We start from the raw sequence: 26,327 nt of genomic DNA on the forward strand, positions 1-26,327 counted from the left end.
TCACCGGTAAGCCGAAGGCGCACGAGGGCGCCAAGGCGCCGTCCCAGCTGCTGACCGAGGCGGCCATCCCCGGTGAGCACGACAAGGACAACGCGGCCGAGCAGTGACCCGGCTGTGACGGCGGCGGCCCGGTGCGTGGGGAACCACGTGCCGGGCCGTCCGTCTGTCCGGCCTTCGAACGGAGGAACGAGCGCAGTGCACGAACGGACCCCGGTCCTGATCACCACCACGGGCCCGGACAAACCCGGTGTCTCCTCGGTGCTGTTCGCGGCGCTGACCCGGCACGGCGTGGACCTCCTCGACGTCGAGCAGGTCGTGATCCGCGGCCAGCTGGTGCTCGGCGTGCTGGTGGGCGTCGAGGAGGACCCGGAGGGGCTGCAGGAGGCCGTCGAGCAGGCGATGGCGACCGTCGACATGTCCGTCGAGGTGCGCATCGGCGAGGCGATCGAGGAGAACCCGCGGCAGGGTTCGACGCACGTCGCCGTCGTGCTGGGCCGCCCGCTGACGGCCCGCGCGTTCACCGACGTGGCGCGGCGGCTCGCGGCGCTCGGCGTCAACATCGACGCCATCCGCCGGATCGCCGACTACCCGGTGACGGGGCTGGAGGTCCACCTGTCGGTCGCGCAGGACACCGAACAGTCCGATGTGGAGCTGCGCTCGGTGCTGGCGGACGTGGCGTCCAGCGGCGGGCTGGACGTGGCGGTGGAGCGCGCCGGGCTGGAGCGCCGCGCGAAGCGGCTCATCGTGTTCGACGTGGACTCGACCCTCGTGCAGGGCGAGGTCATCGAGATGCTGGCCGCGCACGCCGGGGTCGAGCCGAAGGTCCGCGAGATCACCGAGGCCGCCATGCGGGGCGAGCTGAACTTCACCGAGTCCCTCGAACGCCGCGTGAAGCTGCTCGAAGGGCTGCCCGAGTCGGTGCTGGACGAGGTCGCCGACGCGATCGTGCTGACCCCGGGTGCCCGCACCACGGTCCGCACCCTGAAGCGGCTCGGGTTCCGGTGCGGGGTGGTGTCCGGCGGGTTCACGCGCATCATCGACCGCATCGTGGCGGACCTGGGGCTGGACTTCGCCGCGGCGAACGAGCTGGAGGTCGTCGACGGCAAGCTCACCGGCCGCGTGGTCGGCGAGGTGATCGACCGCGCCGGCAAGGCGACCGCGTTGCGCCGGTTCGCGGGGGAGTACGGCATCCCGCTCGCGCAGTGCGTCGCGGTGGGCGACGGCGCCAACGACATCGACATGCTTCGGGCCGCCGGGATGGGCGTGGCGTTCAACGCCAAGCCCGCGTTGCGGGAGGTCGCGGACACGGCGTTGTCGTACCCGTACCTCGACGCCGTGCTGTTCGTGCTCGGGGTGACCCGGGCGGAGGTCGAAGCCGCTGACGCCGCCGACGGTCTGGAACTGGTGCGGCCGTGAGTGTGCTGGAGCCGCTGGCCGCCCGGTACGCCGAGTGGCTCGGGTTGCCCGCTGAAGAGACCGCGTTGCCGGAGGCCGAGCCCGACCAGGTGCGCGCGATGCCGGTGATCCTGCGGATGGAGAAGGCCACACCGCCTTCCCGCACGCCCCTGCTGGAGGCCGCGGCCGCGGCGGCGCTCGCCGTGTGCCTGGACGAGCGGGCGCAGCCGGGCGGGGAGTGGCACGAGGCGGTGCACGACTGGGTGTCCGGGCACATCCGCAAGGTGTCGCGGCGCGCGCGAGGGGCGCACTGGGTCGCGGCGCAGGAGTTCCCCGGCGTCACGGTCACGGTCGGCGGCGCGGAGGTGCGGGCGCTGGTGCCGGGTCGCGTGGTGGACGTGCCGAAGGAGATCGCGCGGTTGCAGATCCAGGGCAGCGACCTGCCGCCCGACGAACCGCCGCCCGCGCCGGACGACCTGCCGTTGCTGCTGCTCAACCCCGAGGTGCCGATGACCGTGGGCAAGGCGTCCGCGCAGGTCGGCCACGGCACGATGATCCTCGCGTCGCTGCTGCCGGACGAGGAGCTGGCGAAATGGGCCGAGCGCGGGTACGCGTGTGCGGTCCGGACGCCGTCCGTCGCGCAGTGGAAGCACCTGCACCCCGGCGACGACCCGGCGGGCGCCTGGCGTTCGCGTCAGGTGGTCGCGGTCCGCGACGCGGGCTTCACCGAGGTCGAGCCCGGCACCGTCACGGTGCTGGCGCAGTACCGCTCCTGATCCGCACCAGCGGCAGGAACACCTCGTCGACGATCTCGACGAGCACCTCGTCGGGCGCGCTCGGCACGCCGCGCACGACGAACTCGTTGCGCAGCAACACGATCGCGACGGTGGCCACCCGGGGGTGCAATGCCTCCGGTGCCGCTTCGCCCCGTGCGACCGCGCGTTCGAGGATCGCCAGCCACGGCGCTGCCTCGGCCTCGGCCCGGTTTTCCAGCTGTGCCAGCAGTTCCGAGGCGCCTCCCGCCGCGGCGATGAGTTCACGCAGGATCGTGCCGAGCGGGGAACTCCAGTGGCGGTTCGCGCCCCGGAGCAGTTCGAGCGCGTCGCCACGCAGCGTGCCGGTGTCCGGGGGCCGCACCGCTTCCGCCAGCCGCCGGTAGGCCGCCACGCCCAGTGCGAGCCGGTTCGGCCAGCGGCGGTAGATCGTGTTCTTGTTGGTGCCGGCCCGCGTCGCGACCCGGTCCATCGTCAACCCGCCGAAGCCGGACTCGGTGATCTCGTCGACGGCTGCCTGGAGGATCGCCTCTTCCAGCGCGGCGCCACGCCGCCGCGTCGGCTTCTCGGACATGGGTACTGATCGTACCTTGACAGATAGGGTACTCGGAGTACCTTAACGAGCATGCGAGCCAGAGGAATCAGTTACGACACCGGTTTCGTCCGCGGCGGCGCCATCTCCCGCGCGCGTTTCGACCCCGAGGAAGTCCGGCGCGACCTGCGCGCGATCCGCGAAGACCTGCACTGCACCGCCGTCCGGGTGATGGGCGGCGATCCCGACCGGATCGAGTTCGCCGCCTCCTACGCCGCGGAGCTGGGGCTCGAGGTCTGGTTCTCGCCGTATCCGCTGGAGCTGACCGAGGAGGAGATGCTCGCGCTGTTCGCCGACTGCGCCGTGCGGGCCGAGCGACTCCGGCAGCGGGGAGCGGAGGTCGTGTTCGTCGCGGGTGCCGAGTTGTGCTTGATGGACAAGGGATTCCTGCCCGGTGACAGCCTTGAGGAGCGGGTCGCGACGCTGCTGCGGTCGGGCCGCGAGCACATCGGCCCGGTGAGCGTGCGCGTCAACGAGTTCCTCGCCAGGGCTGTGGCGGTCGTGCGTGAGCACTTCACCGGCAAGATCACCTACGCCGCGGTGCCGCTCGAACGCGTCGACTGGACGCCCTTCGACTTCGTCTCCGTGGACCTCTACCGCTCGGCCGAGATCGCCGACCGCTTCGTCGACGGCGTCCGGAGCCTTGTCGCGCACGGAAAACCGGTCGCCATCACCGAGTTCGGCTCCGCCACGTTCCAGGGCGCGGGGGAGCGGGGCGCGCAGGGCCTGGACATCGTCGAGTACGGCGACGACGGGCCGGTGCGGCTGAAGGGCGAGTACGTGCGCGACGAGGCGGGGCAGGCCGCGTACGTGCGTGAGCTGCTGGAGATCTTCGACGCCGAGGGCGTGGACAGCGCTTTCGTGTTCACCTTCGCGCTCTACGACCACCCGCACCGCCCCGAACCGCGCCAGGATTTCGACCTCGCCAGCTACGGGATCGTGAAGGTGCTCGACGACCGCCGCTGGGAGCCCAAGGCCGCCTTCGACGCCGTCGCCGGGCACTACCGGGAACAAGCCGCGCCGGCTGGTGGTTTCCGCCGGTAGGAACGGTGGAGGGAGCGACATGGGTCTCGAAGTGCAGCGGCAGGGCGAGCACGAGTTCGTGGGGCGCAACGAGCGTGGCGCGGAGGTGCGGATCGGCCGCAAGGGTGCCGAGGGCGCGTTCTCGCCCGCGGAACTGCTGCAGATCGCGGCCGCGGGCTGCTCCGCGGTGACCGCGGAGGAGCTGATCACGCGCCGCGTGGGGGAGGACTCGAAGTTCCGCGTCGAAGTCTCCGCCGACCGCCGTGAGGGCGCCTCGGAGCTGGACGCGGTGCACGTGAAGTTCGACGTGGACCTGGCGAACCTGGCCCAGTCCGACCGGGAAGCGCTTGCCGTGGCGGTGGATCGCGCGATCGAACGGCTCTGCACGGTGAGCCGCACGCTCAAGAAGGGGATCCCCGTGACGGAGGAGTTCCCCACCGACTGAAAATCGCCTCCGGCGGTCAGTTGGCCTTCCAGACCACGTACGCCTCGTCGGCGTCCGTGGTCATGGCCTCGACGAACTTCTCGTTGTCGAAGCCGGGCAGGGTCTGCAGCCGTTCGATGAGGGCGTCGGCCGCCGGGTCACCGCTCGGCACCGCCGTGCCCTTGCCGTCGGAGCCCGCGAGCATCAGGAACACGTCCTCGTTCCACGGGCCCTCGGGGATCACGCGGACCACCACCGAGGACAGCTCCGCCCAGGTGACCGACTCCTCGCTGCCATCGGCGAGCTGGCGGCGCACCCCGATGTCGTCGACACTGACCGAACGTGATCGCGCGCGAGGCGAATCCTGAGACACGGTGCTCCTTCTCATACGTTCACTCCACGGTAGCGCCGTCGTTGGCCGTCCGTCAGGCGGGGGCGGCGGCGTCCAGCCTCCGCAGGGCGGCGCGGGCGACTTCGGGGTCCGTCGTGGGCCAGAACGGCGGCAGGGAGGCCTTGAGGAAACCCGCGTACCGCGCCGTCGCCAGCCGGGAGTCGAGCACCGCCACCACACCCCGGTCGCCGACCGAGCGGTGCAGCCTGCCCGTGCCCTGCGCGAGCAACAGCGCCGCGTGCGTGGCCGCCACCGTGAGGAAACCGTTGCCACCACGGGCTTCCACCGCCCGCTGCCGCGCGGACTGCACCGGGTCGTCGGGGCGGGGGAACGGGATCCGGTCCACGATCACCAGCTGCAGCGACGGGCCGGGCACGTCCACGCCCTGCCACAGCGACAGCGTGCCGAACAGGCACGTGCGCGCGTCCTCGGCGAACTTGCGCACCAGCAGCGCCGTGGTGTCCTCGCCCTGGCAGAGGATCGGATGCTTGATCCGGTCCCGCAGCTCCTCCGCCGCCTGCTTCGCCGCGCGCATCGAGGAGAACAGGCCCAGCGTGCGGCCGCCCGCCGCGTCGATCAGCTCCGCGATCTCGTCCAATGTGGACGGTGCGAGCCCGTCGCGGCCGGGTGCGGGCAGGTGCTTGGCGACGTAGAGGATCCCGTTGCGGCGGTGGTCGAACGGCGAACCCACGTCGAGGCCCGACCACTTCAGGTCGTCCCCGTCCGTGGGCGGCGCCTTGTCCGTCGCGGTGCCCTCGGCCTTCTCCGCCCTCGCCTGCGGCGGCAGCCCCCACTGCCGGGCCAGCGTGTCGAAGGCGCCGCCGAGCGTCAGCGTCGCGGACGTGAGGACCGTCGTGGTGGCGCCGAACAGCCGCTCCCGCAACAGGCCCGCGACCGACAGCGGCGCGACGTGCAGCGACGGCGGCCGGTTGCTCATGCCGTACCGGTCGGCCGAGAGCCACACGACGTCCCGCTGGTGCGCCGCGTCCTCGTCGAACGCCTCCAGCAGCCGGACCGCGGTGTCGTGCACCTCCTCCACCTGCGAGCGCGCCAGCTTGCGCGCCGTGGCCTCCTCGACGTCCTCCTTGCGGTCCCCGCCCAGCGCGGTCAGGCACGCCTGCGCCGCGTCCCTGATCACCGTGACAGCGCCCGCGAGCGGCTTCGGCAGGGTGTCCATGCGGCCGGGCGGCAGGTCCTCCAGGATCATCGCGAGGCCCTCGCTGCCCTCCTGCAGCCGGTCGGCGATGTCGGCGTCGATGAGCTTTCCGCAGCGCCGCACGGCGATCGCGACCATCGACGCGGTCAGCTCGCCCGTGGCGACGGACGTGACGCGGTCGACCAGCTCGTGCGCCTCGTCGACGATCACCAGGTCGTGCTCCGGCAGCACCTGGTAGCCCTGCAGCGCGTCGATCGCCAGCAGCGCGTGGTTGGTGACCACGACGTCCGCGCGCCCGGCCTCGGCACGCGCCTTCTCGGCGAAGCAGTCGGTGCCGACGGGGCAGCGGGACACGCCGAGGCATTCGCGCGCGGTCACCGAAACCTGGCGCCACGCCTGCTCCGACACGCCGGGCACGAGCTCGTCGCGATCACCCGTCTCGGTGTCGGACGACCACTCTCGCAGCCGCTGGACCTCCTTGCCCATGCGCGACACGGCGAACGGGTCGAACAGGCCGGGGTCCTCGGGCTCCTCGGGGGCGCCGGTGTCGAGCCGGTGCAGGCACAGGTAGTTGCGGCGGCCCTTGAGGATCGCGAAGCTCGGCTCGCGGCCGAGCGGCTTCTTCAGCGCCTTCGCCAGCCGCGGCAGGTCGCGGTCGACCAGCTGCCGCTGCAGCGCGATGGTCGCCGTCGACACGACGACGGTGGTCTCCTTCGCGATGGCGTGGCGGATCGCGGGCACCAGGTACGCCAGTGACTTGCCGGTGCCGGTGCCGGCCTGCACCGCGAGGTGCTCGCCGGTGCGCAGCGCCCGCCCGACCGCCTCGGCCATCTTGACCTGCCCGGGGCGCTCGGCCCCGCCGAGCGCCTCCACCGCGTGGGAGAGCAGCTCGTTGACACCGGGGAGCTCAGCAGGGGACGGCACGGGGACCAACGGTACCGGCCCCCACCGACGGAATCCGAGCGCCCGCGCCGCGCGGCCCGCCACCCCTGCCGGGCGAAGGGGGCCGGAACGAGTCAAGGCACCTCTCGCGCAGTCGCGGAAAGATCCACTCGTCCGGGTGGAGCACCGCCCGTTCGGGTCCAGCCGGCAGCTCCGGGCGCCGATGTCGGAAGTGGGTTTCCAGCAGGAACGAGAGGAGTTGCCGATGGCGCGGGCGAAGCGGATCTTGGCGGCGGCGCTGTGCCTGGCGGCCGTCCCCGCGACGGCGCAGGCGGAAGGGGCGACGGCGACCGGGGCCGGATCCGTCGGGGCGGTGCACATCACGGTGGACGGGCAGCAGGCCACCGCCGAGCCGATCGCGCCGTGCGCGGTGGGCGGCACGGCGGCGAACCAGGCCGACCCGGTCTTCGTGGGTGCGACCACCCGGTTCGGGCTCGGCAGCACGAAGTGCACGCGGAACGCGGACGGCACGGCGTCGGTGCAGGTGGAGGGCACCCGGTTCGAGACGAACGCGCTGCGCATCTACGGCGGCCCGCGGATCACGGTGCGCACGTTCAAGGCGGGCTGCGCGACGACGGCGAACGGCAGCACCGGCTCGATGGAGCTGGGCTCGGTGAGCGGGTTCGAGGTGCCGGAGAACATCCCGCCGAACTACCGGATCACCGTGCCGGGGCGGGCGCAGGGCGACCCGCCGATGGCGGAGGTCGTGCTCAACGAGCTGGTCGTGCCGCACCCGCCGGACGGCAGCCTCGTCACGCACGCGCTGCACATCAAGCTGTTCCCGCAGGGTGGCCCGGCCTCCGGCGACATCTACGTCGGCACCGCCGCCTGCGACCCGTACGGCGCCTGATCGCGGCGGGCGGGTCCTCACCGGCGTGGGGGCCCGCCCGCTTCCCAGGCCGCCTCGATCATCCGGAAGATCTCGTCCACCGCGGCCTCCGGATCCGGCGCCTCGCGGGCGAGCGAGTGGGCATCGACCACGAACCTCGCGATCGTCCGGCAGAACGTCGTGGGCCGCGCCAGCCCCAGCTCGGTGGCGATGGCGGCGGCCAGCGAGTTCGCGTGCCGCAACCGCATCGACTCCTCGTACTGCCGCAGGGCGGGGGATCCGTCCACCATGCGCCAGACCGGGGCGGCGTCGCCCGTTGAGCAGTGCCGCACCATCACCAGGATCTCGCGGCGCAGCGCCGGCATGAGCGGTTCGCCCGGTGCCCGGTCCGTGACCGCCCGCGTGAGGCGCTGCTCGAAGTCCTCGTCCCGCTCGAAGATCAAGGCCTCTTTCGAGGCGAAGTGCGAGAAGACCGTGGTGACGGCCACGTCGGCCTCGGCGGCCACCTCGCGGATGCCCACCTCGTCGTACCCGCGTGCCAGGAAGAGCCGCAGCGCGGTGTCGGCGATCTTCTGTCGGGTCGCGGCCTTCTTGCGCTCGCGGCGTCCGGGCGGGGCGGTCATGGGCTGATGCTAGCAACTACGAAACACTAACGACTCCAAAACACTAACCGTTAGTGCTACGGTCGCAGGCATGAAGAGAGTGAGCTTCGCCGAGTTCGGCGGTCCCGAGGTCCTGCGGCTGGTGGACGCCGAGGAGCCCCACGCGGGCCCTGGTCAGGTGCGCATCGCCGTGCGGGCAGCCGGCGTCAACCCCGTCGACTGGCGGATCCGTGAGGGCCAGTTCGGGCCCGTCGACCTGCCCGCCGGGGTCGGGCTGGACGCCGCCGGAGTCGTGGACGAGGTCGGCGAGGGGGTCGACGGGATCGCGGTCGGCGACGCCGTGTTCGGCGAAGGTTCGAGCACCTACGCGGAGTTCGCGGTGCTGAGGGCGTGGGCCCGCATGCCGGAGGGGCTGACGTTCGAAGAGGCCGCCGGATACCCCTCGGTGGTGGAGACCGCGCTGCGCATCCTGCGTGAGGTCGGCGTGGAGAGCGGGCAGACGCTGCTGGTCAACGGCGCGTCCGGTGGCGTCGGATCGGCGGTGCTGCAGATCGCCCGTGAGCGCGGCATCACCGTGATCGGCATGGCCAGCGCCGCGAACCAGGACTACCTGCGCGAGCTGGGTGCCCTCGCCACGACGTACGGCGAGGGCTGGGTCGAGCGCGTGCGGCAGCTCGGTTCTGTCGACGCGGCGCTCGACCTGGCCGGTTCGGGTGTGCTGCGCGAGCTCGTGGAGCTGACCGGGGACGCGCGGAAGGTGCTCACCATCGCCGATCGCGGTGCCGAAGAGGCCGGGGTCCGGTTCTCCGGCGTCGCCGGGAGCGTGCCGGACGCGCTCGCCGAAGCGGCCCGTCTCATCTCACAGGGAAAGCTGCACATCCCCGTCGAGAAGTCGTACGCGCTCGCGGACGCCGCGTCCGCACACATCGACAGCCAGGCCGGCCACACGCGTGGACGCCGGGTGATTCTCGTCTGAGGTCAGACGAACTTGCCCGCCAGCGACGCCAGGTCGGAGGCCCGGCGGCCCAGTTCGTCCAGCTTGCCGCCGGCCACCGCGTCGCCGATGAGGGGTTCGCCCGCCGCGACGGCGAACGCCCCCGCGCCCAGGTACGCCTCGACATCGGGCAGCGTGACGCCGCCGGCGGGCACGAGCGGGATCTCCGGCAGCGGTGCGCGAACCGCGTGCAGGTAGGGCACCCCGCCCGCCGGGCCGACCGGGAACACCTTCACCACGGCGGCCCCGCGCCGCCAGGCCGCGTCGATCTCCGTCGGGGTGAGCGCCCCGCACACCACGGGCAGCCCGTAGTGCTGCGCCCGGTCCAGCACCTCGGCGGAGAACGTCGGCGTGACCAGGAAGTCCACCCCCGCCGACGCGCAGTTGTCCACTTCGGACACCGTGCGCACGTCACCGGCGCCGACCATCGTGTCCGGGCCCAGCTCCACCTGCATCCGCACGATCGCGTCGAGCGCGCCGGGGGTGGTCAGCGCCGCCTCGATGACCCGGATGCCCGCGTCGTAGAGGACGTGGGCGACGTCGGGGAAGTACTCGGTGTCGTCGGCACGCAGGACCGCGATGACGCGGCTCGCCGCGAGCCGTTCGCGGAAGCGGATGTTGTGCTTCTTCAGCGTCGCGCGCATCAGCCCACCCTCGGCGTTCCGGTCAGCGTCACACCCGCTTCGCGCAGGTCCGCCAATGCCTTGTCGGTCGTCTCGCGGGCGACGCCCGCCGTCAGGTCCAGCAGCACGCGCACGGAGAAGCCCGCCTTCACGGCGTCGAGCGACGTGGCGCGTACACAGTGGTCGGTCGCGATGCCGACGACGTCGATTTCCTTGACGTCACGGGCTTTCAGCCAGTCGGCCAGCCCTTCGCCGTCCTCGGTGCGCCCCTCGAAACCGGAGTAGCCGTCGCTGTACTGGCCCTTGGAGAACACCGTCGAAATCGGCCCCACGTCGAGCGCCGGGTGGAACGAGGCGCCCGCCGTGCCCGCTTCGCAGTGCCGCGGCCACGTCCGCACGTAGTCGGGGTGCTCGCTGAAGTGCGTGCCCGGGTCGATGTGGTAGTCGCGGGTGGCGACGACGTGGTCGTAGCCGCCCTCCGCGAGCAGGCCGGTGATCTTCGCGGCGGTGTCGGCACCGCCGGTGACGGCGAGCGCGCCGCCCTCGCAGAAGTCGTTCTGCACGTCCACCACGATCAGCGCACGGCTCATTTCTCCTCCTCGAGGAAGACGGTGGGGATCGCGGGCTCGCCCTTGGACAGCTTCAGGCCCTCCCACGGCAGGCTCACCAGGCAGTGCCGCAGCCGCTCACGCGCGTCGTCGAGGCTCGGCAGGTCCTCCGCCGGCTGCCCGCTACGCATGAGCGGGATCTGCAGCGCACGGTCGTACTGGCCCAGCTCCACCTCCACCTGGCTGGAGTGGACGACCTCCTCCAGCGCGGTGCCGGTCGGCTTGTGGCGGCGGAACGCGGTCTTCTGCCCGCCGCGTGAGGCCTTGTTCTCGCTGCGCTTGGCGACCGGACGGCCGTCCACCTCGACGAGCTTGTAGACCATGCCCGCCGTCGGGGCGCCGGATCCGGTGACGACGGACGTGCCGACCCCGTAGGCGTCCACCGGCTCCGCGCGCAGTGCGGCGATCGCGTGCTCGTCGAGGTCGCCGGAGACGACGATGCGCGTGTCGCGCGCGCCGAGGGAGTCCAGCTGCTCGCGGGCCTTGCGGGCCAGGACGCCGACGTCACCGGAGTCGATGCGGATCGCACCCAGCTCGGGCCCGGCCACGCGCACCGCGGTCTCGATGCCCTGCGTGATGTCGTAGGTGTCCACGAGCAGCGTCGTGTCCGTGCCCATCTTCTCGACCTGGGCGCGGAAGGCGTCCTCCTCGCTGTCGTGGAGCAGCATGAAGGCGTGCGCGACGGTGCCGCGGGTGGGGATGCCGTAGCGGCGGCCCGCCTCCAGGTTCGAGGTGGCGGCGAAACCGGCCAGGTAGGCGGCGCGCGCGGCGGCGACGGCCGAGTACTCCTGCGTGCGGCGGCTGCCCATCTCGATGATCGGGCGGTTCGACGCGGCCGAGGACATGCGGGCGGCGGCGGAGGCGATCGCGCTGTCGTGGTTGAGGATCGACAGGATCAGCGTCTCCAGCACGACGGCCTCGTTGAAGCTGCCGCGCACGGTGAGGACCGGCGAACCGGGGAAGTACAGCTCGCCCTCGGGGTAGCCCTCGATGTCGCCGGAGAACTCGTAGTCCGCCAGCCACGCCAGCGTGGCGTCGTCGACCACCGCGGTCTGCGCGAGCTGCGTGATCTCCGCGTCGGTGAACCGGAAGTCGGCGATCGCGTCCAGCACGCGGCCGGTACCGGCGACGACGCCGTAGCGGCGGCCGTCGGGCAGGCGGCGGGCGAAGACCTCGAACACGCACGGCCGGTCACCGGTGCCGTCGGCGAGGGCACTGCCCAGCATGGTCAGTTCGTAGTGGTCGGTGAGCAGTGCCGTGCTGCCCTGCGTTTCCGGGAGACCCATGGCTGAACGGTACTGCGGCGCGAAGCGCCACCGTTGAGGGTGGTGGCGGGCGACGGGCGGGGATGAGGGAACCCGGTCTTCCCCCGAACGGACCGACCGCTCGGCCACCCCGTGCCCGATCCGTGACACCATGTCGGTATGACCACGCCTGTCGCAACCGAACAGACGCAGGTTGAGCCGACCGGGGCCGAACTGGGTGCCGAGGACAGACCGTGGCAGACCGTCGTCTGGAACGACCCGGTCAACCTGATGTCGTACGTGACGTACGTGTTCCAGAAGCTGTTCGGGTACAGCAGGGACCACGCCACGAAGCTGATGCTGGACGTCCACCACAAGGGCCGCGCCATCGTGTCGTCGGGCTCGAAGGAGAAGGTCGAGGCCGACGTGACGAGACTCCACGCCGCCGGGCTGTGGGCCACCATGGAGCAGCCGTGAAGACCTGGAAGCGCAAGGGCGGGCAGGTCGTCGCGGGGTTCGAGCAGCAGGAGGCCGCCGTGCTGCGTGGCCTCGTCAGCCAGCTGGAGGACATGCTGCAGGCCCGCGCCGAGGAAGCCCCGCAGGACCCGCTCGCCGAGCTGACGGGCATCAAGACCGGTCCTTCGGAGTCGCCGAACGACCCGGTGCTGTCACGGCTGCTGCCCGACTACCACAAGCTCGATCCGGACAACCCCAGCCAGGAGGACCTCGACTCGGCGGGCGCGTTGCGTTCGCTGCACGAGCCCGAGCTGGTCGAGGCGAAGGTCGGGGTCGCGCAGGTGGTGATGGAGACGCTGCCGCGGGACGGTGGCGACGTGCGGTTGACGGTGGAGCAGGCCGACGCGTGGCTGTCGGCGCTCAACGACGTGCGGCTCGCGCTCGGCACGGCGCTCGACGTCACGGAGGACATGCCGGACGAGCTGCCCGAGGACGATCCCCGTTCGCCGCACCTCGGCGTCTACCACTGGCTCACGTACGTGCAGGAGACCCTCGTCCAGGCGCTCACCGCATGATCACCGACGTGCCGGGGGTGCTCGTCGGGCACTTCCAGCGGCTGGAACCCGGCTGGGCCACCGGCACCACCGTGGTGCTGGTGCCGGACGGCGCCACGGGCGCGGTCGACCAGCGCGGCGGCGCGCCGGGCACGCGGGAGACGAACCTGCTGGAGCCGGAGAACCTGGTGCAGCGGGTGAACGGGATCTGCCTGTCCGGGGGCAGCGCGTACGGGCTCGCCGCGGCGGACGGTGTGATGCGGTGGCTGGGGGAGCGCGGGCACGGGTTCCGCGTCGGCGCGGCGGAGCACGAGGTGGTGCCGATCGTGCCCGCGGCGGTGCTGTTCGACCTGCCGCGCAGCGAGTGGGGCCACCGCCCGGACGCGGATTTCGGTTACGCCGCTTGTGAAGCGGCCGCCTCGGCGCCGGTGGCGCAGGGCACGGTCGGTGCCGGGACGGGCGCGGTGGTCGGGTCGCTGAAGGGCGGCGTGGGCAGCGCGAGCGAGGTCGTCGACGGGGGCACGGTGGGAGCGCTGGCCGTGGTGAACGCCAGCGGCGAGGCGGTGTCGCTCGCGACGGGCGTGCCGTTCGCGGCGGATCACGAGGTCGACGGCGAGTTCGGGGTGACGTGGCCTTCGCGGCCCGCCTCGCTGCCGTCGGCCCGCACGGACCTGAACACGACGATCGGCGTGGTGGCGGTCGACGCGGCGCTGTCGAAGGCCGAGTGCCGCCGGCTGGCGGTCGCGGCGCAGGACGGCTTGGCGCGCGCGGTGCGCCCGGCGCACACGATGTTCGACGGCGACACGGTGTTCGCACTGGCCACCGGCGCGAGGGAACTCCCGTCCGGCCAAGGCCCCTTCGGCGAGGCGACGCGTGCGGCGGCCCTGGACACCCTCTGCTCGGCGGCGGCGCGGGTCTTCGCGCGGGCTGTGGTGCACGGGTTGCTGTCCGCGGAGTCTGCCGCGGGAGTGCCCGCGTACCGGGACGTCTGGCCGGAGGCGTTCGGGTCGTAACGGCCGGGGGCGCGGCGAAGATCAGTAAGCCGTGGAGAACGAGCGGCCCTGGGCTGTGGTCGTGCACAACGACAACGCGAACACCTTCGTGGGCGTCGCGTACGTGATGGGCCGTGTGTTCGGCCTGCCGGTGGACCGAGGCTTCGAGTTCGCCGACGACGTGCACGAAAGCGGCGAAGCGACGGTGACGTGGTGCAGCACGCAGGAGGCGGCTGAACAGCTCGCCGCCCGCCTGCAGGTGCACGGCCTGCGCGCGACGATCAGGAGCCGGTCGTGAGCGATTTCCAGGCCGTTTCCGCCGATGGCGGCCGGGTGGTCCTGCGCATCACGCCTGCCGGGGCCGAGTTCCTCCGGCGGCAGTTCACCCGGCTGCTCCGGGCGCTGGAGAAGGGGCTGCGCGACGACCACCTGTTCCCGGACGCCTACCCCGATCGCGGGGCGAGCGCGGAGTTCCGTGCCCGGCACGGCGCCGTCATGCGGGAGGAGGTCACCGGCGCGGTGCGGCGCGTGCTGACCCGGTGCGTGCCCACGGAGCACCTGCTGCTCACCCCGCAGGAGGTCGCGGACTGGTTCGTCGCCGCCGGGCACGCCCAGACGGTCTGCCTGCCGCGTCGCCGCCGGTGGCAGTGGCGGCCGTCGCAGGCGAACCACGCCGTGGCCGTCTTGCAGGGCATCCAGTACCACCTCGCGCACGAGTCCCTGCGGGAGCCCGGCGGGGCGCTGCCGCCCGTGCGCAGTCTCACTCTGTGAACGGCCGGTGTCCGGCCCGTAAGATGACTTGCGTGCTTCGGATCCGTCGTGAACTCGTCGAAGAGATCGTCGCCCACGCGCGCCGGGACCACCCGGACGAGGCGTGCGGCGTCATCGCGGGTCCCGAGGGCTCGGACACGCCCGAGCGCTTCATCCCGATGCTGAACGCCGCGCGGTCGCCCACGTTCTACGAGTTCGACTCCGCCGACCTGCTCAAGTTGTACCGCGAGATGGACGCGAACGACGAGGTACCCGTCGTCATCTACCACTCGCACACCGCCACCGAGGCCTACCCGTCGCGCACCGACGTGTCCTACGCCTCCGAGCCGGACGCGCACTACGTGCTGGTCTCCACGCGTGACCCCGAGGAGCACGAGTTCCGCTCGTACCGGATCGTGGACGGCGTGGTCACCGAGGAGCCCGTGGAGATCACGGAATAACGCGCACGTCCCGAACGTCTGTCCCAGAGAAACCAAGCGGAGGTAATTTCCCATGGCCGTGACCGTGTCCATCCCGACCATCCTGCGTACGCACACCGGTGGCGAGAAGTCCGTCGAGGCGTCCGGCAAGACGGTGCTCGAGGTGATCGACGACATCGAGTCCCGGCACAGCGGCATCAAGGGCCGTCTGGTCAAGGAGGACAAGCTGCACCGGTTCGTGAACGTCTACGTCAACGACGAGGACGTCCGCTTCGCCGGTGGCCTGGACGCCGAGGTCAAGGACGGCGACACCGTGACGATCCTGCCCGCCGTCGCGGGCGGCGCACGCTGAGCTGATGGCCCGTTTCGACTCGCTGCTCGACGCGCTCGGCGGTACTCCGCTGGTCGGTCTGCCACGCCTGTCCCCGACGCACGACGTGCGGCTGTGGGCGAAGCTGGAGGACCGCAACCCGACCGGCTCGATCAAGGACCGCCCCGCGCTGGCCATGATCGAGGCCGCCGAGCGCGAGGGCATCCTGCGCCGCGGTTCGACGATCCTCGAACCGACGTCCGGGAACACGGGCATCTCGCTGGCGATGGCCGCGAAGCTCAAGGGCTACGGGCTGATCTGCGTGATGCCGGAGAACACGTCCGCCGAGCGCAAGCAGCTGCTGCAGGCCTACGGCGCGCGGATCGTATTCTCGCCCGCCGCGGGCGGGTCGAACGAGGCGGTGCGCCGAGCGAAGGAACTGGCCGAGCAAAATCCCGACTGGGTGATGCTGTACCAGTACGGCAACCCCGCGAACGCCGACGCGCACTACCGCACCACGGGCCCCGAGCTGCTGAAGGACCTGCCGACGATCACCCACTTCGTCGGCGGCCTCGGCACGACGGGCACGCTCGTGGGCGTGGGCCGGTACCTGCACGAGCAGAAGCCGGGCGTCCAGATCATCGCGGCCGAACCGCGGTACGGGGAGCTGGTCTACGGGCTGCGCAACCTGGACGAGGGTTTCGTGCCGGAGCTGTACGACCCCGACGTGCTCAACGGCCGGTACTCGGTCGGCGCGTACGACGCCCTGCGGCGGACGCGGGAACTGCTGGAGCACGAAGGCATCTTCGCGGGAATCTCGACGGGTGCGGTCCTGCACGCGGCACTCGCGGTGGCGGAGAAGGCCGCCGCGAAGGGCGAAAGCGCGGATGTGGCCTTCGTGGTCGCGGACGCCGGGTGGAAGTACCTGTCGACCGGCGCGTACAGCGGCACGCTGGACGAGGCAGCCGCGAAGCTTGACGGGCAGTTGTGGGCCTGAAGGCCCAAGCCGCCCCGAGAGTTGGGTGATCATCCCGTCGCCTGATACCGGGCGATCACTTTGAGCCAGGGCCGCAACCTTCCTGCTCACCGGCGGCCGAGTGACCAGGCTTGCGGCTCTGGGGCAAAGTGATATGCACAAACCGCAGGCGACGGGATGATCACTCAACTCGACCACCCACCCAAAGGTGAGATCCCTTTGGGCCCCGATCATCCTGGAGCCTGCCCGCCGGCCAATACCGCTAAGTTTAGGCGAGTTTCCGCAGCTCAGAGGCGTTTGGAGGCGTCGCCCACAGAGCGGTCACACCCCGACAGAACAGTTGCCTCAATTGAAGATTCCCCTCAACCGCAACGGCGACTGTCTCAAGTGGAGAACCGCCTAACCGGCGGGAACGACTGAACAGAGCCTCCGGTAACGCCCTGACCAGGTAAAACGTACTAACTTAGCGGTATTGCCCGCCGGCGAGGCATTCTTTTTCTTTTGGTCCTGTTCGCCGCTGGGCGCGTGAGTGGCGGGGTCTCCCGGCGCTGGCGCGCCTGCTCGAGCGGCCCCACCCCCGCCCCGATCCTTGAGTGTTCACGGCCGATCCGTCGCGTCAAGAGCGCCTTCGGCGTCCCTTCGGGATGGGCTTCGCCCACTCTTGACCCGCCGGATCGGCCGTAAGTGCGGCTGGGGATCGGGGCGGGGGTGGGTGTGGGCGGTGTGGCCGCTCGCGTTCCGTTGCCGGGTGGCGGTTCCGTGGGCGGAGGCCTGCCGTGCTAAACCGCCGTCGTGGAGCTGACGATTTCTGGGGCCAGGGGGGCGATGGCGCCGATGATCGTGTCCACCGTTTCCTGCGGCACGCCTGCCGCGCTCAGGCTTTCCGTCAGGTGCTTCGCCACCAGGTCGAAGTGGTGCTGCTCGATGCCCCGGCCCCGGTGGACCTCCTTCATCGAGCGGCCCTTGTACTCGTCCGGGCCGCCGAGGGCTGCTGCGAAGAACTCGACCTGCATGCCCTTCAAGCGTGGCATGTTGGTGCCCCTGAAGAAGCCCTCGAGCTCCGAATCGGCCAGGACGCGCTCGTAGAAATCGTCGACGACCGTGATCAGTGCTTCCTGGCCGCCGATCTGCTCGTAGATGCTCGTCAAGGTGTCCTCCGGTCCGTGGTGGGAATGGCCCCCAGCGAACCGGGCCGCTGTTTCCGCGGCGTAAGCACCACGTCAACGCAGCGCAAGCGAAAGCTCACCGCGCGTCTCCGCCGAATTCAGGGTTTTCACCCGAGGCCGGCGTTCCCGCAGGTCCGTACCGTGGCGGACATGAGCACGCCCACCGCTCCCGCCGACCCGGCCAAGCGCGTCCTGCCCGCCGACTCCAAGACGGCCGGGATCACGGTGCTCGCGTTCACCGTGCTGCTGTACCTCGTCGAGCTCGTCGACGCGGGCCTGCACCACCGGCTGGACGACGAGGGCATCGTGCCGCGGACGCTCGTCGGGCTGGACGGCGTCGCGTGGGCGCCGCTCCTCCACGGTAGCTGGGGACACCTGTTCGCCAACACGATTCCCGTGCTGGTGTTCGGGTTCCTGGCGCTGGCGTCGGGGCTCGGGCGGTGGCTGGCGGTGACCGGCCTGATCTGGGTGGTCAGCGGGCTCGGCGTGTGGCTCACGGGGGACAGCGGCACCTCGACCATCGGGGCGTCCGGGCTGGCGTTCGGCTGGCTGGCGTACCTGCTGGTCCGCGGCCTGTTCAACCGCGCTTTCGGGCAACTGGTCGTCGCCGCGGGGCTGCTCCTCGTGTGGGGCGGGACGCTGTGGGGACTGCTGCCCGGCAACCCCGGCATCTCCTGGCAGGCGCACCTGTTCGGCGCGCTCGGCGGGGTGCTGGCGGCGTGGTTCGCCGCGGCCGCCGACCGGTCGAAGGCACGCAAGCGACTAGCCTGAACCGGGTGATCACTCCCGAGGCCCCGATCGGCGTTTTCGACTCCGGTGTCGGCGGGTTGACCGTGGCGCGCGCGATCCTCGAGCAGCTGCCGCACGAACAGCTCCGCTACGTCGGCGACACCGCCCACAACCCCTACGGCCCCCTGCCCATCGCCCGCGCGCGGGAACTCGCGCTCGCCGCGCTCGACGACCTCGTCGGCGACGGGGTCAAGGCACTCGTGATCGCCTGCAACACCGCCTCCGCCGCGTGCCTCCGCGACGCCCGCGAACGCTACGACGTGCCCGTCGTCGAGGTCGTCTTGCCCGCCGTCCGGCGTGCGGTCTCGGCCACGCACACCGGCCGGATCGGCGTGATCGGCACCGAGGGCACGATCCGCTCCCGCGCCTACGAGGACGCGTTCGCCGCCGCCAAGGACGTGACCGTCACCAGCGTCGCGTGCCCCCGCTTCGTGGACTTCGTCGAGCGCGGCATCACCTCCGGGCGCCAGATCCTCGGGCTCGCCCAGGGCTACCTCGAACCGCTGCTGCGCGCCGAAGTGGACACGCTCGTGCTCGGCTGCACGCACTACCCGCTGCTCAGCGGCGTCCTGCAGATCGTCATGGGGCCCGAGGTGACCCTCGTGTCCAGTGCCGAGGAGACCGCGAAGGACGTCGTGCGCGTGCTCACCGAACGCGACCTGCTCGCCGAGCGCGACACGCCGCCGCAGCACGAGTTCATCGCCACCGGATCGCCCGAGCCCTTCGCGCGGCTGGCGCAGCGGTTCATGGGTTTCGCGCCCGGTGTGCTCTCGCCCGCGTCCCGCTGACGTGGCAGGGTGACGCCTGTGCGACTGACGATCCTGGGCTGCTCGGGCAGCGTTCCCGGTCCCGGTAAGGCGGCGTCCGGCTACCTCGTCGAGGCCGAGGGCTTCCTGCTCGGACTGGACCTCGGCAACGGCACGTTCGCGGAGCTGCAGACCCACCACGACCCGTTCGACCTCGGCGCCCTCGCGTTGTCGCACCTGCACCCCGACCACTGCGCGGACTTCGGCGCGCTCACCGTGCTGCGCCGCTACCACCCCGACCCGCCCTACGACGTCACCGAGCGCCGCTTGCCCGTGCACGCGCCCGAAAACGCGCCCGACCGGCTCGCGAAAGCGTATGCGCCGAACGACACCGAGCTCGCCGAGACCGATTTGTCCGACGTGTACGAGTTCCACGCACTCGGCGCGGGACCGGTGGAAGTCGGCCCCTTCGAGCTGCGGGCGATCCCCGTCGACCACCCCACCGAGGCCTTCGGCCTGCGGATCAGCCACGGCGGCCGGACGCTCGCGTACACCGGCGACACCGGCCCGTGTGCCGCCCTCGACGAACTCGCCGACGGCGTGGACGTGCTGCTCGCCGAGGCGACCTGGACCGATGCGCCCGGCCGGCCGCCGGGCGTGCACCTGTCCGGGCGGCAGGCGGGGGAGCTGGCCCGCCGGGCCGGCGCCGGGCGCCTGCTGCTGACGCACGTGGCGCCGTGGAGCGACGCGGCAGCCATCCTCGCCGAGGCCAAGGGCGAGTTCCCGGCCGCGGAGCTCGTCGAGCAGAGCGCCACCTACGAGGTGCTCTAGTCTGCACCCGTGCCACGAAAAGACGGTAGGAACGACGACGAACTCCGCGAGGTGAAGATCACGCGGGGCTTCCAGGACTGGCCCGCGGGATCGGTGCTGGTCGAGTTCGGCAAGACCCGCGTGCTGTGTGCGGCGAGCGTGACCGAAGGGGTGCCGCGCTGGCGCACCGGCTCGGGGCTGGGCTGGGTCACCGCCGAGTACGCGATGCTGCCCTCGGCCACCCACGACCGGGGCGACCGCGAGTCGGTCAAGGGGCGCATCGGCGGCCGCACGCACGAGATCAGCCGCCTGATCGGCCGGTCGCTGCGGGCGTGCATCGACCTGTCCGCGCTCGGCGAGAACACGATCCACCTCGACTGCGACGTCATCCAGGCCGACGGCGGGACGCGCACGGCCGCGATCACCGGCGGCTACGTGGCGCTGCACGACGCGGTCACGTGGCTCGCCGCGGCCGGGCGGCTCGCCGACCCGAAGCCGCTGTCCGCGATGGTGTCCGCCGTCAGCGTCGGCGTCGTCGACGGGCGGGTCCGGCTGGACCTGCCGTACGAGGAGGACTCCCGCGCCGAGGTCGACCTGAACGTGGTGGCCACCGACGCGGGCACGCTCATCGAGGTGCAGGGCACCGGCGAGGGCGCGACGTTCACGCGGTCCACTTTGGACAAGATGCTGGACCTGGCGCTGGCGGGCTGCGAGGAGCTGACGCGCAAGCAGACCGCGGCGCTGGAGGAGCCCTACCCCGGCGAGCTGCCCGAGCCGCGGACCGGCAAGAAGTCGAAGGGCTCGAAGTGACACGGCTCCTGCTGGCGACCCGCAACGCCAAGAAACTGGGCGAGCTGCGCCGGATCCTCGAAGCAGAGCGGATTTCCGGAATCGAGGTGATCGGGCTCGCGGACGTCCCCGAGTTCCCCGAAGCGCCGGAGACCGGGGCGACCTTCGAGGAGAACGCGCTGGCGAAGGCGCGGGACGCGGCCGCCGCTACGGGCCTGCCGTCCGTGGCCGACGACTCGGGGATCTCCGTGGACGCCCTCAACGGGATGCCGGGCGTGCTGTCGGCGCGGTGGGCCGGGCGCCACGGCGACGACCAGGCGAACCTGGAGCTCGTGCTGGCGCAGACCGCCGACACCCCCGACGAGCGGATGGGTGCGGCGTTCGTCTGCGCCGCCGCGCTCGTCGTCCCCGGCGGCGAGGAGACCGTCGTGCGGGGGGAGTGGCGCGGCCGGATCGTGCGGAAACCCCGTGGTACCAACGGTTTCGGCTACGACCCGATCTTCGTGCCCGAGGGCGGGACCCGGACGTCGGCGGAGCTGGACCCGGCGGAGAAGGACGCGGTTTCCCACCGTGGGCGGGCGCTGCGCGCGTTGCTGCCCGCGTTGGGCACGCTCGTCTGATGCCGGCGCTCGCCGAGCGCTACCGGCGGTTCGGTGAGACCGATGCGGCCGGGACCGTGTACGAGCGGGTCGCGGTCGCGCTGAGCGAGTCCGAAGCGGCGCTGCGGCTCATCGAAGGGATGCCCGCACGCAAGCGGCATCCCGCGCTGGTCCTCGCCGCGCTGCACGATCTCGCCCTCGCCGGGCGGGCGCCCGCGCTGGCCGCGGCCTATGCCGCCGGGGACGGTGACGCTGCCGTGGTGGCGGCGCTCGACACCCTGCTGGGGACGGTCGTTGTGGCCCCACGGCCCCTGCGTGCCGACGAGAAGGGGCGCCACACCGTGCTGTACCCGCTGATCGCGGAGGCAGCGCGGCGCGTGGGCGCGGAGGCGGTCGGGCTCATCGACGTCGGCTGCTCTGCCGGGTTCAACCTGAACGTCGACCGCGCCCACATCAGCTACGACCACGGGCAGTCGCTGGGCGATCCGGCGTCTCCCGTGCGGCTGTCGGCGTCGATCGTGGGGGACCGGCCGGTGCCGTCGCAGGCGATGCCCGAGGTCGTCGCGCGGATCGGCATCGACGCCGAGCCGGTGGACGTGAGCGACGAGGACGAAGCCCGGTGGCTGCGCGCGTGCGTGTGGCCGGATCAGCCGGAGTGGAGGGAACTGCTCGACGCGGAGCTGACCTTGGCGGTGCAGAACCCGCCGACGCTGCTGCGCGGCGACGCGATCGAGGTGCTGCCCGACGCCTTCGCCCAGGTGCCCGCGGACGCCCTGCCCGTCGTCACGACGACGTGGGCGCTGTCGCGGTTCTCGCTCGAAGACCGCCTGCGTTTCCTGCAGCGGCTCGATTCCGCGGCGGTCCGCCGGGCGGTGGCGTGGGTGTCGGCGGAGGGGGTCGGAGTCGCGCCGGCGATCCCGACGTTCGGCGACCGCCACGCGTCCGGGCACAGCATCCTCGGAGTCGCGGTCTTCAGAGGGACGGTCCTGCACGCCGAGGCCGTCGGCCGGTGCTGGTCGCAGGGCCGGCTGCTGTCCTGGCTGGCGGGCTGGGCGGCTGCCTGAGACCGGCACCTCCTCCCGCGGAACTTGTCGCGTCAGAGCTGCTCGATGCGAAACACCGCGATCCGGTCGGCAGCCGCGGCCACCGCGTCGGCAGTGGGTGCCTCGGCGAGCCCGTTGGTCACGTAGCGCTGGGCCGCGCTGGCCGGTTGTGTGCGCACGACCTCGCGCAGCAGAGGGCCGCGTTCCTGCACGGGGACTTCGACCAGCCGGGCCTTGGACCTGCGGCGGCCCCGGGTCAGCGTGACCACCTCGGCGGCCTGCGCCGCGGCCCGCGCGTTGGCCACCCATGCGGCGTTCGGAAACGCCTGGACGAGGTACCGGCCGCCCGCCAGGGAAAGCACAGCCAGCGGAAATGTGCGGGGCTGTCCGGAGCGGCGCCCCGTCACGGTGAGCAGCTGCGTCGGCCCGAAGGCGATGCCGAGCCGCTGCAGCCCGGCGATGACCTTGTTGATCCTGTTGACCGTCCGGCGGTAGCTCTGCGCCTTGCGCGTTTGCTGGGTCATGAACCCACGGTAGCACTTCGTATGAATCTCATACTACATGAATTTCATACATTATGAGCTGCGCACGGGACGGCCGACGGGAAGTGAGCGAGCGGACCCGGGCGACTCAGCGCTCGGTGAGATCCCTGGTCGCGTCCACACCGGCCGCGGTGGCGCGGGACAGGAAGTCGGCGAGGAGTTCCAGTTGGGCCTCGGTGTAGTCGGCGCAGATCTCGTCCAGCGCGGAGTTCATCCCCGAGTAGAGCTTGAGGAGCTCGCCGTTGCGGTCGCGCACGGCCCGGACGGTGACCGCCCGGCGGTCCGCCGCCTCGGGGTCGCGCTCGCGCACCGCCCAGCCACCACGCTGCAGCCGGTCGATGATGCCGGTCATGGTGGCCGGATGCAGACCGGTTGCCCGGGCGAGTGCGCTCGGGCTGATCGGGCCGAGGCGGGTGATCAGCTCCAGGCAGTCGAGGTCGACGTCGTTCAGCTCCACGTGCGTGGAGACCTGGTGGTGCAGCAGCGAAAGCTGGGTGCGCAGCTCGCGCAGCGAGTTCTTCACGGCCACGGTCAGCCGCCGCCGGGAGCGCTGCTTGTTCCCGTCCTCTCCCGCTGGTGCGGTCTTCATGGAATCTGCTCCGGAGCCGATCGGATGAACACGCTCAGCGTACCGTCCGGTCCGGTCGTGAGCCGGTGCCCGCCGGCGGCCTAGGCGAAGCTGCGCAACTCCACCCCGGCCGCGTCCAGCGCACGGTGGACGGTCGCGGAGTTGTCGCCGTGCACGGAAAGGGAGTCCGCGCGCAGCGGGATGACCGTGCCGTCCACGGCGACGACCTCTCCCCGCGTCACCAGGCGGAGGCAGCGCGACGCGATTTCGTCCGGATTGGACAGTGGCGCGCCGGGCAGCGGGTGGCCGTCCGGGTGGTAGTGCCGGTCGGGAAACGCTTCCACGACCGTGACGAGCCCGTTTTCCGCCGCGTGCCGCAGCAGCGCCGAGCCCGGCGGACCGAGCACGGGCAGCTGCGGGTCGTACTGCCAGATCGCGTCGACGACGGCCGCGGCGTGCTCGTCGCGGACGCGCGCCTTGACGTAGCGGACCTCGCCACCGGCCGAGCCCGCGATCGCGTCGAGCGCCCCGAGCTGGTAGAGCACGTCGTCGACGAGCTCGGTCTCCGTCACGTCCGCGCCGTGCCGATAGCCCACGAGCGCGCCGATCGCCACACCGCGTTTGACGGCGGCCTCGCACACCTCACGCATCGTGCGCGCGGCCCCGGCGTGGCAGCCGCAGCGCACGTTCGCGGCGGTCAGGACATCCGGCAGCCTGCCTTCGGCGTCGCAGTTCAGGTCGATCCTCATGGCCGGGCTCCGACGGGCTCGGGGTCCACCACCCGCGTCTTCCGGCTGAGCAGCACCCCGGTGAGCGTGAGCACGCCGGTGAACGCCAGGTACAGCGCGACGACCACCCACGTGCCGAACCCGGCGAGCAGCGCGGTGAACACCAGCGGGGCGATCGCGCCGCCGACGACCCCGGCGAGGGTGTAGGCGAGTGAGCTGCCCGTGTAGCGCAGGCGGGCGGAGAACTGCTCGGTGATCAGCGCCGCCTGCGGCCCGTAGAGCAGGGCGTGGATGGCGAGCGCGACCACGACGCCGACGATGATCGCGGCGATCGAGCGCGTGTTCGCCAGCGGGAAGAACAGGAACGGCCAGACGGCGGCGGCGACCGTCCCGACGAGGTAGAGCGTGCGGCGGCTGATGCGGTCCGACAGCGCGCCGAACGCGGGCATCAGGAACAGCTGGCACGCGGACCCGATCATCACCGCCAGCGTGCCCTGGTTCTTCGGCAGGCCCAGCTGCGTCGTCATGTAGGTCAGCACGAAGACGGTGAACAGCGAGTACAGCACGTCGGGGCAGATGCGCACGAGGATGCCCGTGATGAGGGCCCGCGGCTCCTCCCGGACCACCTCGCGCACGGGCGCCTTCGGACGCTCGCCCCGCTCGGCGATCCGCTGGAACACGGGTGTTTCCTCCAGCCGCATGCGCAGCCACAACCCGAACAGCACGAGCACCGCGGACAGCAGGAACGCGATCCGCCAGCCCCACGACTCGAACTGCGCCTTGGTCAGGACCACGCCGAGCAGCGTGAGCACGCCGTTGGCCAGCAGCGTGCCGGCGGGCGGGCCGATCTGCGCGGCCGAGGCCCAGAACCCGCGGCGCTTCGGGTCGCCGAACTCGCTGGACAGCAGCACCGCGCCACCCCACTCGCCGCCGACGCCCACGCCCTGGGCGAAGCGGAGCAGCACCAGGAGGATCGCGGCCCCGGCGCCGAACGTCGCGTGCGTCGGCAGCACACCGATCAGGAACGTCGCGATGCCGGTGAGCAGCAGCGTGAACACCAGCACCTGCTTGCGGCCGAGGATGTCCCCGAGCCTGCCGAACAGGAACCCGCCCAGCGGCCGCGAGACGTACCCCACGGCGTACGTGGAGAACGCCAGCATCGTGCTCGCCAGCTCGTCCGAGGACGGGAAGAACAGCTTGCCGAGGATCGTCGCCGACGCCACGGAGTAGACGGCGAAGTCGTAGTACTCGAGGGTCGTGCCGGACAGGCTCGCCACGAACGCGCGCCGCAGGGACTTCCGGTCGGTGCTGGGAACGGTCATCGCGGGTTCCGATCTGGAGAGGTGCGGAAATAGGAACGGTAAGGATTGTTCAACGATCCGTCAATGCTTCGATCGCACGATCCGCTTGTTGAATTGCGGGCGACGATGCTGGTTAACTGGCGCTGACCAGCTTGTTCTGTCCCGGAGGCCCCCGTGAGCACCGACGTTCCCGCCGTCGATCCCATCGCCGTCCTGGTGGGTGACCGTTCGGTACTCAGCAGGACGAGCACGGCGGAGCGGCTGGCCGACGTGCTCCGGGCCCGCATCACCGAGGGCCACTTCCCGCCGGGCACCCGGTTGTCGGAGGAGGCGATCGGCGGGGCGCTGGGGGTCTCGCGCAACACCTTGCGGGAGGCGTTCCGGCTGCTGACGCACGAACGGCTGCTGGTGCACGAACTGAACCGCGGGGTGTTCGTGCGGATGCTGTCGGAGGCCGATGTCGCGGACCTGTACCGGCTGCGGAAGCTCGTCCAGTGCTCGATCGTGCGGGAAGTGCAGAGCCCGCCAGGCGACCGGCTCGCCCCCGTCGCGGCCGCGGTCGAGGCGGGCGAAGCAGCGGCGGCGCGGCAGTCGTGGCGGGAGCTGGGCACGGCGGACATCCACTTCCATCAGGCACTGTGCACGCTCGCCGGCAGCCCGCGCGTGGACGAACTGATGCGCGGCCTGCTCGCCGAGCTACGCCTGGTGTTCCACGTGATGGCCGATCCGCAACCCTTCCACGAGCCGTACCTCGCCAGGAACCGGCAGATCCTCCAGGCCCTGCAGCGAGGCCACGGGAATGAGGCGGAACGTTTGTTGCGGGAGTATCTGGACGACGCGGAGCGGCAGTTGGTGGAGGCCTACCGGACCAAGTCGCTTTGAGGGAGCGAAAGCTCCCGCATGCCCACCCGAGAGTTGGGTGATCATCCCGTCGCCTGATACCGGTGGATCACTTTGAGGGGCAGCCGCAACCTTTTTTACCAACCGGCGCGTGCCTTGCCAAGCTTGCGGCTGGTCCTCAAAGTGATATGCACAAACCGCAGGCGACGGGATGATCACTCAACTCGACCACCCACCCCAGGTGAGATCCCTTTGGGCCCTGATCATCCTGGAGCCTGCCCGCCGGCCAATACCGCTAAGTTAGGCGGTTTGGGTGAGGAGTCGGATGCGTG

General features: G+C 71.5%; 33 protein-coding genes. 21 read left to right on the forward strand and 12 right to left on the reverse strand.

Features of this window, described 5'->3' with window-relative positions; translation table 11 throughout:
- Positions 1-195 precede the first annotated feature (195 nt).
- A complete protein-coding gene (serB, locus tag ABFX51_RS04655) occupies positions 196-1,416 on the forward strand; it encodes a phosphoserine phosphatase SerB (RefSeq protein ID WP_091517170.1) in 1,221 nt (406 codons plus the stop codon).
- Complete coding sequence (locus tag ABFX51_RS04660; RefSeq protein WP_346052407.1) at positions 1,413-2,171, forward strand: peptidyl-tRNA hydrolase; 759 nt, start codon at positions 1,413-1,415, stop codon at positions 2,169-2,171. The genes serB and ABFX51_RS04660 overlap by 4 nt, the downstream gene beginning before the upstream one ends.
- On the opposite strand, the gene ABFX51_RS04665 is transcribed toward ABFX51_RS04660, so the two are convergent.
- Complete coding sequence (locus ABFX51_RS04665; RefSeq protein WP_091517172.1) at positions 2,143-2,742, reverse strand: TetR/AcrR family transcriptional regulator; 600 nt, start codon at positions 2,740-2,742, stop codon at positions 2,143-2,145. The genes ABFX51_RS04660 and ABFX51_RS04665 overlap by 29 nt on opposite strands.
- 51 nt (positions 2,743-2,793) lie before the next feature.
- On the opposite strand from ABFX51_RS04665, the gene ABFX51_RS04670 reads away from it, so the two are divergent.
- Positions 2,794-3,804: a glycoside hydrolase family 113 protein gene (locus ABFX51_RS04670; protein WP_091517173.1), complete on the forward strand. Its 1,011-nt coding sequence runs from the start codon at positions 2,794-2,796 to the stop codon at positions 3,802-3,804.
- 19 nt (positions 3,805-3,823) lie between these two features.
- Entirely contained in the window at positions 3,824-4,228 is a 405-nt protein-coding gene (locus tag ABFX51_RS04675; RefSeq protein ID WP_091517174.1) for an OsmC family protein, read from the forward strand.
- 16 nt (positions 4,229-4,244) lie between these two features.
- Here ABFX51_RS04675 and ABFX51_RS04680 read toward each other — a convergent pair whose 3' ends face one another.
- Both ABFX51_RS04680 and ABFX51_RS04685 read right to left on the reverse strand, forming a co-directional pair.
- A complete protein-coding gene (locus ABFX51_RS04680; protein WP_091517175.1) occupies positions 4,245-4,580 on the reverse strand; it encodes a hypothetical protein in 336 nt (111 codons plus the stop codon).
- Between the two features lie 52 nt (positions 4,581-4,632).
- The gene (locus ABFX51_RS04685) at positions 4,633-6,678 is read right to left on the reverse strand and encodes an ATP-dependent DNA helicase (RefSeq protein ID WP_091517176.1); all 2,046 of its coding nucleotides are present in this window, start codon (positions 6,676-6,678) and stop codon (positions 4,633-4,635) included.
- Between the two features lie 223 nt (positions 6,679-6,901).
- Here ABFX51_RS04685 and ABFX51_RS04690 point away from each other — a divergent pair, with 223 nt between their 5' ends.
- Positions 6,902-7,546: a choice-of-anchor P family protein gene (locus ABFX51_RS04690; protein WP_091517190.1), complete on the forward strand. Its 645-nt coding sequence runs from the start codon at positions 6,902-6,904 to the stop codon at positions 7,544-7,546.
- Positions 7,547-7,563: 17 nt separating this feature from the next.
- Here the strand turns inward: ABFX51_RS04690 and ABFX51_RS04695 are convergent, their stop codons facing one another.
- Entirely contained in the window at positions 7,564-8,148 is a 585-nt protein-coding gene (locus ABFX51_RS04695; protein ID WP_091517177.1) for a TetR/AcrR family transcriptional regulator, read from the reverse strand.
- Between the two features lie 70 nt (positions 8,149-8,218).
- Between ABFX51_RS04695 and ABFX51_RS04700 the strand changes: the two genes are divergently transcribed.
- Positions 8,219-9,103 carry an NADP-dependent oxidoreductase gene (locus tag ABFX51_RS04700; protein WP_091517178.1) on the forward strand — a complete coding sequence of 295 codons (885 nt, stop codon included), beginning with the start codon at positions 8,219-8,221 and terminating at the stop codon, positions 9,101-9,103.
- 2 nt (positions 9,104-9,105) lie between these two features.
- Here ABFX51_RS04700 and ABFX51_RS04705 read toward each other — a convergent pair whose 3' ends face one another.
- From ABFX51_RS04705 to ABFX51_RS04715, 3 genes are read right to left on the reverse strand one after another with little or no spacing between them, the layout of a single operon-like run.
- Positions 9,106-9,765: a bifunctional 4-hydroxy-2-oxoglutarate aldolase/2-dehydro-3-deoxy-phosphogluconate aldolase gene (locus tag ABFX51_RS04705; RefSeq protein WP_091517179.1), complete on the reverse strand. Its 660-nt coding sequence runs from the start codon at positions 9,763-9,765 to the stop codon at positions 9,106-9,108.
- Positions 9,765-10,334 carry a nicotinamidase gene (locus tag ABFX51_RS04710; RefSeq protein WP_091517180.1) on the reverse strand — a complete coding sequence of 190 codons (570 nt, stop codon included), beginning with the start codon at positions 10,332-10,334 and terminating at the stop codon, positions 9,765-9,767. The genes ABFX51_RS04705 and ABFX51_RS04710 overlap by 1 nt, the downstream gene beginning before the upstream one ends.
- Positions 10,331-11,638, reverse strand: a complete 1,308-nt coding sequence (locus ABFX51_RS04715) for a nicotinate phosphoribosyltransferase (RefSeq protein ID WP_091517181.1) — start codon at positions 11,636-11,638, stop codon at positions 10,331-10,333. The genes ABFX51_RS04710 and ABFX51_RS04715 overlap by 4 nt, the downstream gene beginning before the upstream one ends.
- A 138-nt stretch (positions 11,639-11,776) precedes the next feature.
- On the opposite strand from ABFX51_RS04715, the gene clpS reads away from it, so the two are divergent.
- The 8 genes from clpS to ABFX51_RS04755 are packed head-to-tail and all read left to right on the forward strand — an operon-like array spanning position 11,777 to position 16,095.
- Complete coding sequence (clpS, locus tag ABFX51_RS04720) at positions 11,777-12,073, forward strand: ATP-dependent Clp protease adapter ClpS (RefSeq protein ID WP_091517182.1); 297 nt, start codon at positions 11,777-11,779, stop codon at positions 12,071-12,073.
- Positions 12,070-12,627: a DUF2017 domain-containing protein gene (locus tag ABFX51_RS04725; protein ID WP_091517183.1), complete on the forward strand. Its 558-nt coding sequence runs from the start codon at positions 12,070-12,072 to the stop codon at positions 12,625-12,627. Before clpS ends, ABFX51_RS04725 begins: the two co-directional genes overlap by 4 nt.
- Positions 12,624-13,619 (forward strand): P1 family peptidase, encoded by a 996-nt coding sequence (locus tag ABFX51_RS04730; RefSeq protein ID WP_346052412.1) that lies wholly within the window; start codon positions 12,624-12,626, stop codon positions 13,617-13,619. Before ABFX51_RS04725 ends, ABFX51_RS04730 begins: the two co-directional genes overlap by 4 nt.
- A gap of 31 nt (positions 13,620-13,650) precedes the next feature.
- The gene (locus tag ABFX51_RS04735) at positions 13,651-13,896 is read left to right on the forward strand and encodes an ATP-dependent Clp protease adaptor ClpS (RefSeq protein ID WP_346052414.1); all 246 of its coding nucleotides are present in this window, start codon (positions 13,651-13,653) and stop codon (positions 13,894-13,896) included.
- Entirely contained in the window at positions 13,893-14,369 is a 477-nt protein-coding gene (locus ABFX51_RS04740; protein WP_346052416.1) for a DUF2017 family protein, read from the forward strand. Before ABFX51_RS04735 ends, ABFX51_RS04740 begins: the two co-directional genes overlap by 4 nt.
- 23 nt (positions 14,370-14,392) lie before the next feature.
- The gene (locus tag ABFX51_RS04745; RefSeq protein ID WP_177229031.1) at positions 14,393-14,809 is read left to right on the forward strand and encodes a M67 family metallopeptidase; all 417 of its coding nucleotides are present in this window, start codon (positions 14,393-14,395) and stop codon (positions 14,807-14,809) included.
- Between the two features lie 52 nt (positions 14,810-14,861).
- Positions 14,862-15,140, forward strand: a complete 279-nt coding sequence (locus ABFX51_RS04750; protein ID WP_091517188.1) for a MoaD/ThiS family protein — start codon at positions 14,862-14,864, stop codon at positions 15,138-15,140.
- Between the two features lie 4 nt (positions 15,141-15,144).
- On the forward strand, positions 15,145-16,095 hold the full coding sequence (locus ABFX51_RS04755; RefSeq protein ID WP_346052418.1) for a PLP-dependent cysteine synthase family protein: 951 nt from the start codon (positions 15,145-15,147) through the stop codon (positions 16,093-16,095).
- A gap of 758 nt (positions 16,096-16,853) precedes the next feature.
- Here ABFX51_RS04755 and ABFX51_RS04760 read toward each other — a convergent pair.
- On the reverse strand, positions 16,854-17,222 hold the full coding sequence (locus tag ABFX51_RS04760; protein ID WP_091515324.1) for a group I truncated hemoglobin: 369 nt from the start codon (positions 17,220-17,222) through the stop codon (positions 16,854-16,856).
- 168 nt (positions 17,223-17,390) lie between these two features.
- Here ABFX51_RS04760 and ABFX51_RS04765 point away from each other — a divergent pair, with 168 nt between their 5' ends.
- The 6 genes from ABFX51_RS04765 to ABFX51_RS04790 are packed head-to-tail and all read left to right on the forward strand — an operon-like array spanning position 17,391 to position 22,037.
- Entirely contained in the window at positions 17,391-18,011 is a 621-nt protein-coding gene (locus tag ABFX51_RS04765; protein ID WP_091515326.1) for a rhomboid family intramembrane serine protease, read from the forward strand.
- Positions 18,012-18,016: 5 nt separating this feature from the next.
- Positions 18,017-18,817, forward strand: a complete 801-nt coding sequence (gene murI / locus ABFX51_RS04770) for a glutamate racemase (protein ID WP_346052421.1) — start codon at positions 18,017-18,019, stop codon at positions 18,815-18,817.
- 18 nt (positions 18,818-18,835) lie between these two features.
- Positions 18,836-19,606, forward strand: a complete 771-nt coding sequence (locus tag ABFX51_RS04775; RefSeq protein ID WP_346052423.1) for an MBL fold metallo-hydrolase — start codon at positions 18,836-18,838, stop codon at positions 19,604-19,606.
- Positions 19,607-19,615: 9 nt separating this feature from the next.
- Positions 19,616-20,395 (forward strand): ribonuclease PH, encoded by a 780-nt coding sequence (rph, locus tag ABFX51_RS04780; RefSeq protein ID WP_346052425.1) that lies wholly within the window; start codon positions 19,616-19,618, stop codon positions 20,393-20,395.
- A complete protein-coding gene (gene rdgB, locus ABFX51_RS04785; RefSeq protein WP_346052427.1) occupies positions 20,392-20,994 on the forward strand; it encodes an RdgB/HAM1 family non-canonical purine NTP pyrophosphatase in 603 nt (200 codons plus the stop codon). The genes rph and rdgB overlap by 4 nt, the downstream gene beginning before the upstream one ends.
- Complete coding sequence (locus ABFX51_RS04790) at positions 20,994-22,037, forward strand: DUF2332 domain-containing protein (protein ID WP_346052429.1); 1,044 nt, start codon at positions 20,994-20,996, stop codon at positions 22,035-22,037. The genes rdgB and ABFX51_RS04790 overlap by 1 nt, the downstream gene beginning before the upstream one ends.
- Positions 22,038-22,069: 32 nt before the next feature.
- On the opposite strand, the gene ABFX51_RS04795 is transcribed toward ABFX51_RS04790, so the two are convergent.
- From ABFX51_RS04795 to ABFX51_RS04810, 4 genes are all read right to left on the reverse strand, one after another.
- Positions 22,070-22,540: a nitroreductase family deazaflavin-dependent oxidoreductase gene (locus ABFX51_RS04795; protein ID WP_346052431.1), complete on the reverse strand. Its 471-nt coding sequence runs from the start codon at positions 22,538-22,540 to the stop codon at positions 22,070-22,072.
- A gap of 106 nt (positions 22,541-22,646) precedes the next feature.
- Positions 22,647-23,147: a MarR family winged helix-turn-helix transcriptional regulator gene (locus ABFX51_RS04800; protein ID WP_346052433.1), complete on the reverse strand. Its 501-nt coding sequence runs from the start codon at positions 23,145-23,147 to the stop codon at positions 22,647-22,649.
- 80 nt (positions 23,148-23,227) lie between these two features.
- Positions 23,228-23,875 carry a LamB/YcsF family protein gene (locus ABFX51_RS04805; protein WP_346052435.1) on the reverse strand — a complete coding sequence of 216 codons (648 nt, stop codon included), beginning with the start codon at positions 23,873-23,875 and terminating at the stop codon, positions 23,228-23,230.
- Positions 23,872-25,176, reverse strand: coding sequence for an MFS transporter (locus ABFX51_RS04810; protein WP_346052437.1), 1,305 nt, complete (start codon positions 25,174-25,176; stop codon positions 23,872-23,874). The genes ABFX51_RS04805 and ABFX51_RS04810 overlap by 4 nt, the downstream gene beginning before the upstream one ends.
- A gap of 153 nt (positions 25,177-25,329) precedes the next feature.
- On the opposite strand from ABFX51_RS04810, the gene ABFX51_RS04815 reads away from it, so the two are divergent.
- A complete protein-coding gene (locus tag ABFX51_RS04815; protein WP_346052438.1) occupies positions 25,330-26,037 on the forward strand; it encodes a GntR family transcriptional regulator in 708 nt (235 codons plus the stop codon).
- Positions 26,038-26,327: the final 290 nt, after the last annotated feature.

Origin of the sequence: Amycolatopsis dongchuanensis (assembly GCF_039542405.1) — a bacterium.
In the GTDB taxonomy this organism is placed as follows: Bacteria; Actinomycetota; Actinomycetes; order Mycobacteriales; family Pseudonocardiaceae; genus Amycolatopsis_E; species Amycolatopsis_E sacchari.

Coding starts and splice junctions, on each gene's coding strand:
- ABFX51_RS04665 (WP_091517172.1), bottom strand. CDS start 2,742: ATGTCCGAGAAGCCGACGCGGCGGCGTGGCGCCGCGCTGGAAGAGGCG.
- ABFX51_RS04670 (WP_091517173.1), top strand. CDS start 2,794: ATGCGAGCCAGAGGAATCAGTTACGACACCGGTTTCGTCCGCGGCGGC.
- ABFX51_RS04675 (WP_091517174.1), top strand. CDS start 3,824: ATGGGTCTCGAAGTGCAGCGGCAGGGCGAGCACGAGTTCGTGGGGCGC.
- ABFX51_RS04690 (WP_091517190.1), top strand. CDS start 6,902: ATGGCGCGGGCGAAGCGGATCTTGGCGGCGGCGCTGTGCCTGGCGGCC.
- ABFX51_RS04695 (WP_091517177.1), bottom strand. CDS start 8,148: ATGACCGCCCCGCCCGGACGCCGCGAGCGCAAGAAGGCCGCGACCCGA.
- ABFX51_RS04700 (WP_091517178.1), top strand. CDS start 8,219: ATGAAGAGAGTGAGCTTCGCCGAGTTCGGCGGTCCCGAGGTCCTGCGG.
- ABFX51_RS04705 (WP_091517179.1), bottom strand. CDS start 9,765: ATGCGCGCGACGCTGAAGAAGCACAACATCCGCTTCCGCGAACGGCTC.
- ABFX51_RS04710 (WP_091517180.1), bottom strand. CDS start 10,334: ATGAGCCGTGCGCTGATCGTGGTGGACGTGCAGAACGACTTCTGCGAG.
- ABFX51_RS04715 (WP_091517181.1), bottom strand. CDS start 11,638: ATGGGTCTCCCGGAAACGCAGGGCAGCACGGCACTGCTCACCGACCAC.
- clpS (WP_091517182.1), top strand. CDS start 11,777: ATGACCACGCCTGTCGCAACCGAACAGACGCAGGTTGAGCCGACCGGG.
- ABFX51_RS04730 (WP_346052412.1), top strand. CDS start 12,624: ATGATCACCGACGTGCCGGGGGTGCTCGTCGGGCACTTCCAGCGGCTG.
- ABFX51_RS04745 (WP_177229031.1), top strand. CDS start 14,393: ATGACTTGCGTGCTTCGGATCCGTCGTGAACTCGTCGAAGAGATCGTC.
- ABFX51_RS04750 (WP_091517188.1), top strand. CDS start 14,862: ATGGCCGTGACCGTGTCCATCCCGACCATCCTGCGTACGCACACCGGT.
- ABFX51_RS04755 (WP_346052418.1), top strand. CDS start 15,145: ATGGCCCGTTTCGACTCGCTGCTCGACGCGCTCGGCGGTACTCCGCTG.
- ABFX51_RS04765 (WP_091515326.1), top strand. CDS start 17,391: ATGAGCACGCCCACCGCTCCCGCCGACCCGGCCAAGCGCGTCCTGCCC.
- ABFX51_RS04790 (WP_346052429.1), top strand. CDS start 20,994: ATGCCGGCGCTCGCCGAGCGCTACCGGCGGTTCGGTGAGACCGATGCG.
- ABFX51_RS04795 (WP_346052431.1), bottom strand. CDS start 22,540: ATGACCCAGCAAACGCGCAAGGCGCAGAGCTACCGCCGGACGGTCAAC.
- ABFX51_RS04800 (WP_346052433.1), bottom strand. CDS start 23,147: ATGAAGACCGCACCAGCGGGAGAGGACGGGAACAAGCAGCGCTCCCGG.
- ABFX51_RS04805 (WP_346052435.1), bottom strand. CDS start 23,875: ATGAGGATCGACCTGAACTGCGACGCCGAAGGCAGGCTGCCGGATGTC.
- ABFX51_RS04810 (WP_346052437.1), bottom strand. CDS start 25,176: ATGACCGTTCCCAGCACCGACCGGAAGTCCCTGCGGCGCGCGTTCGTG.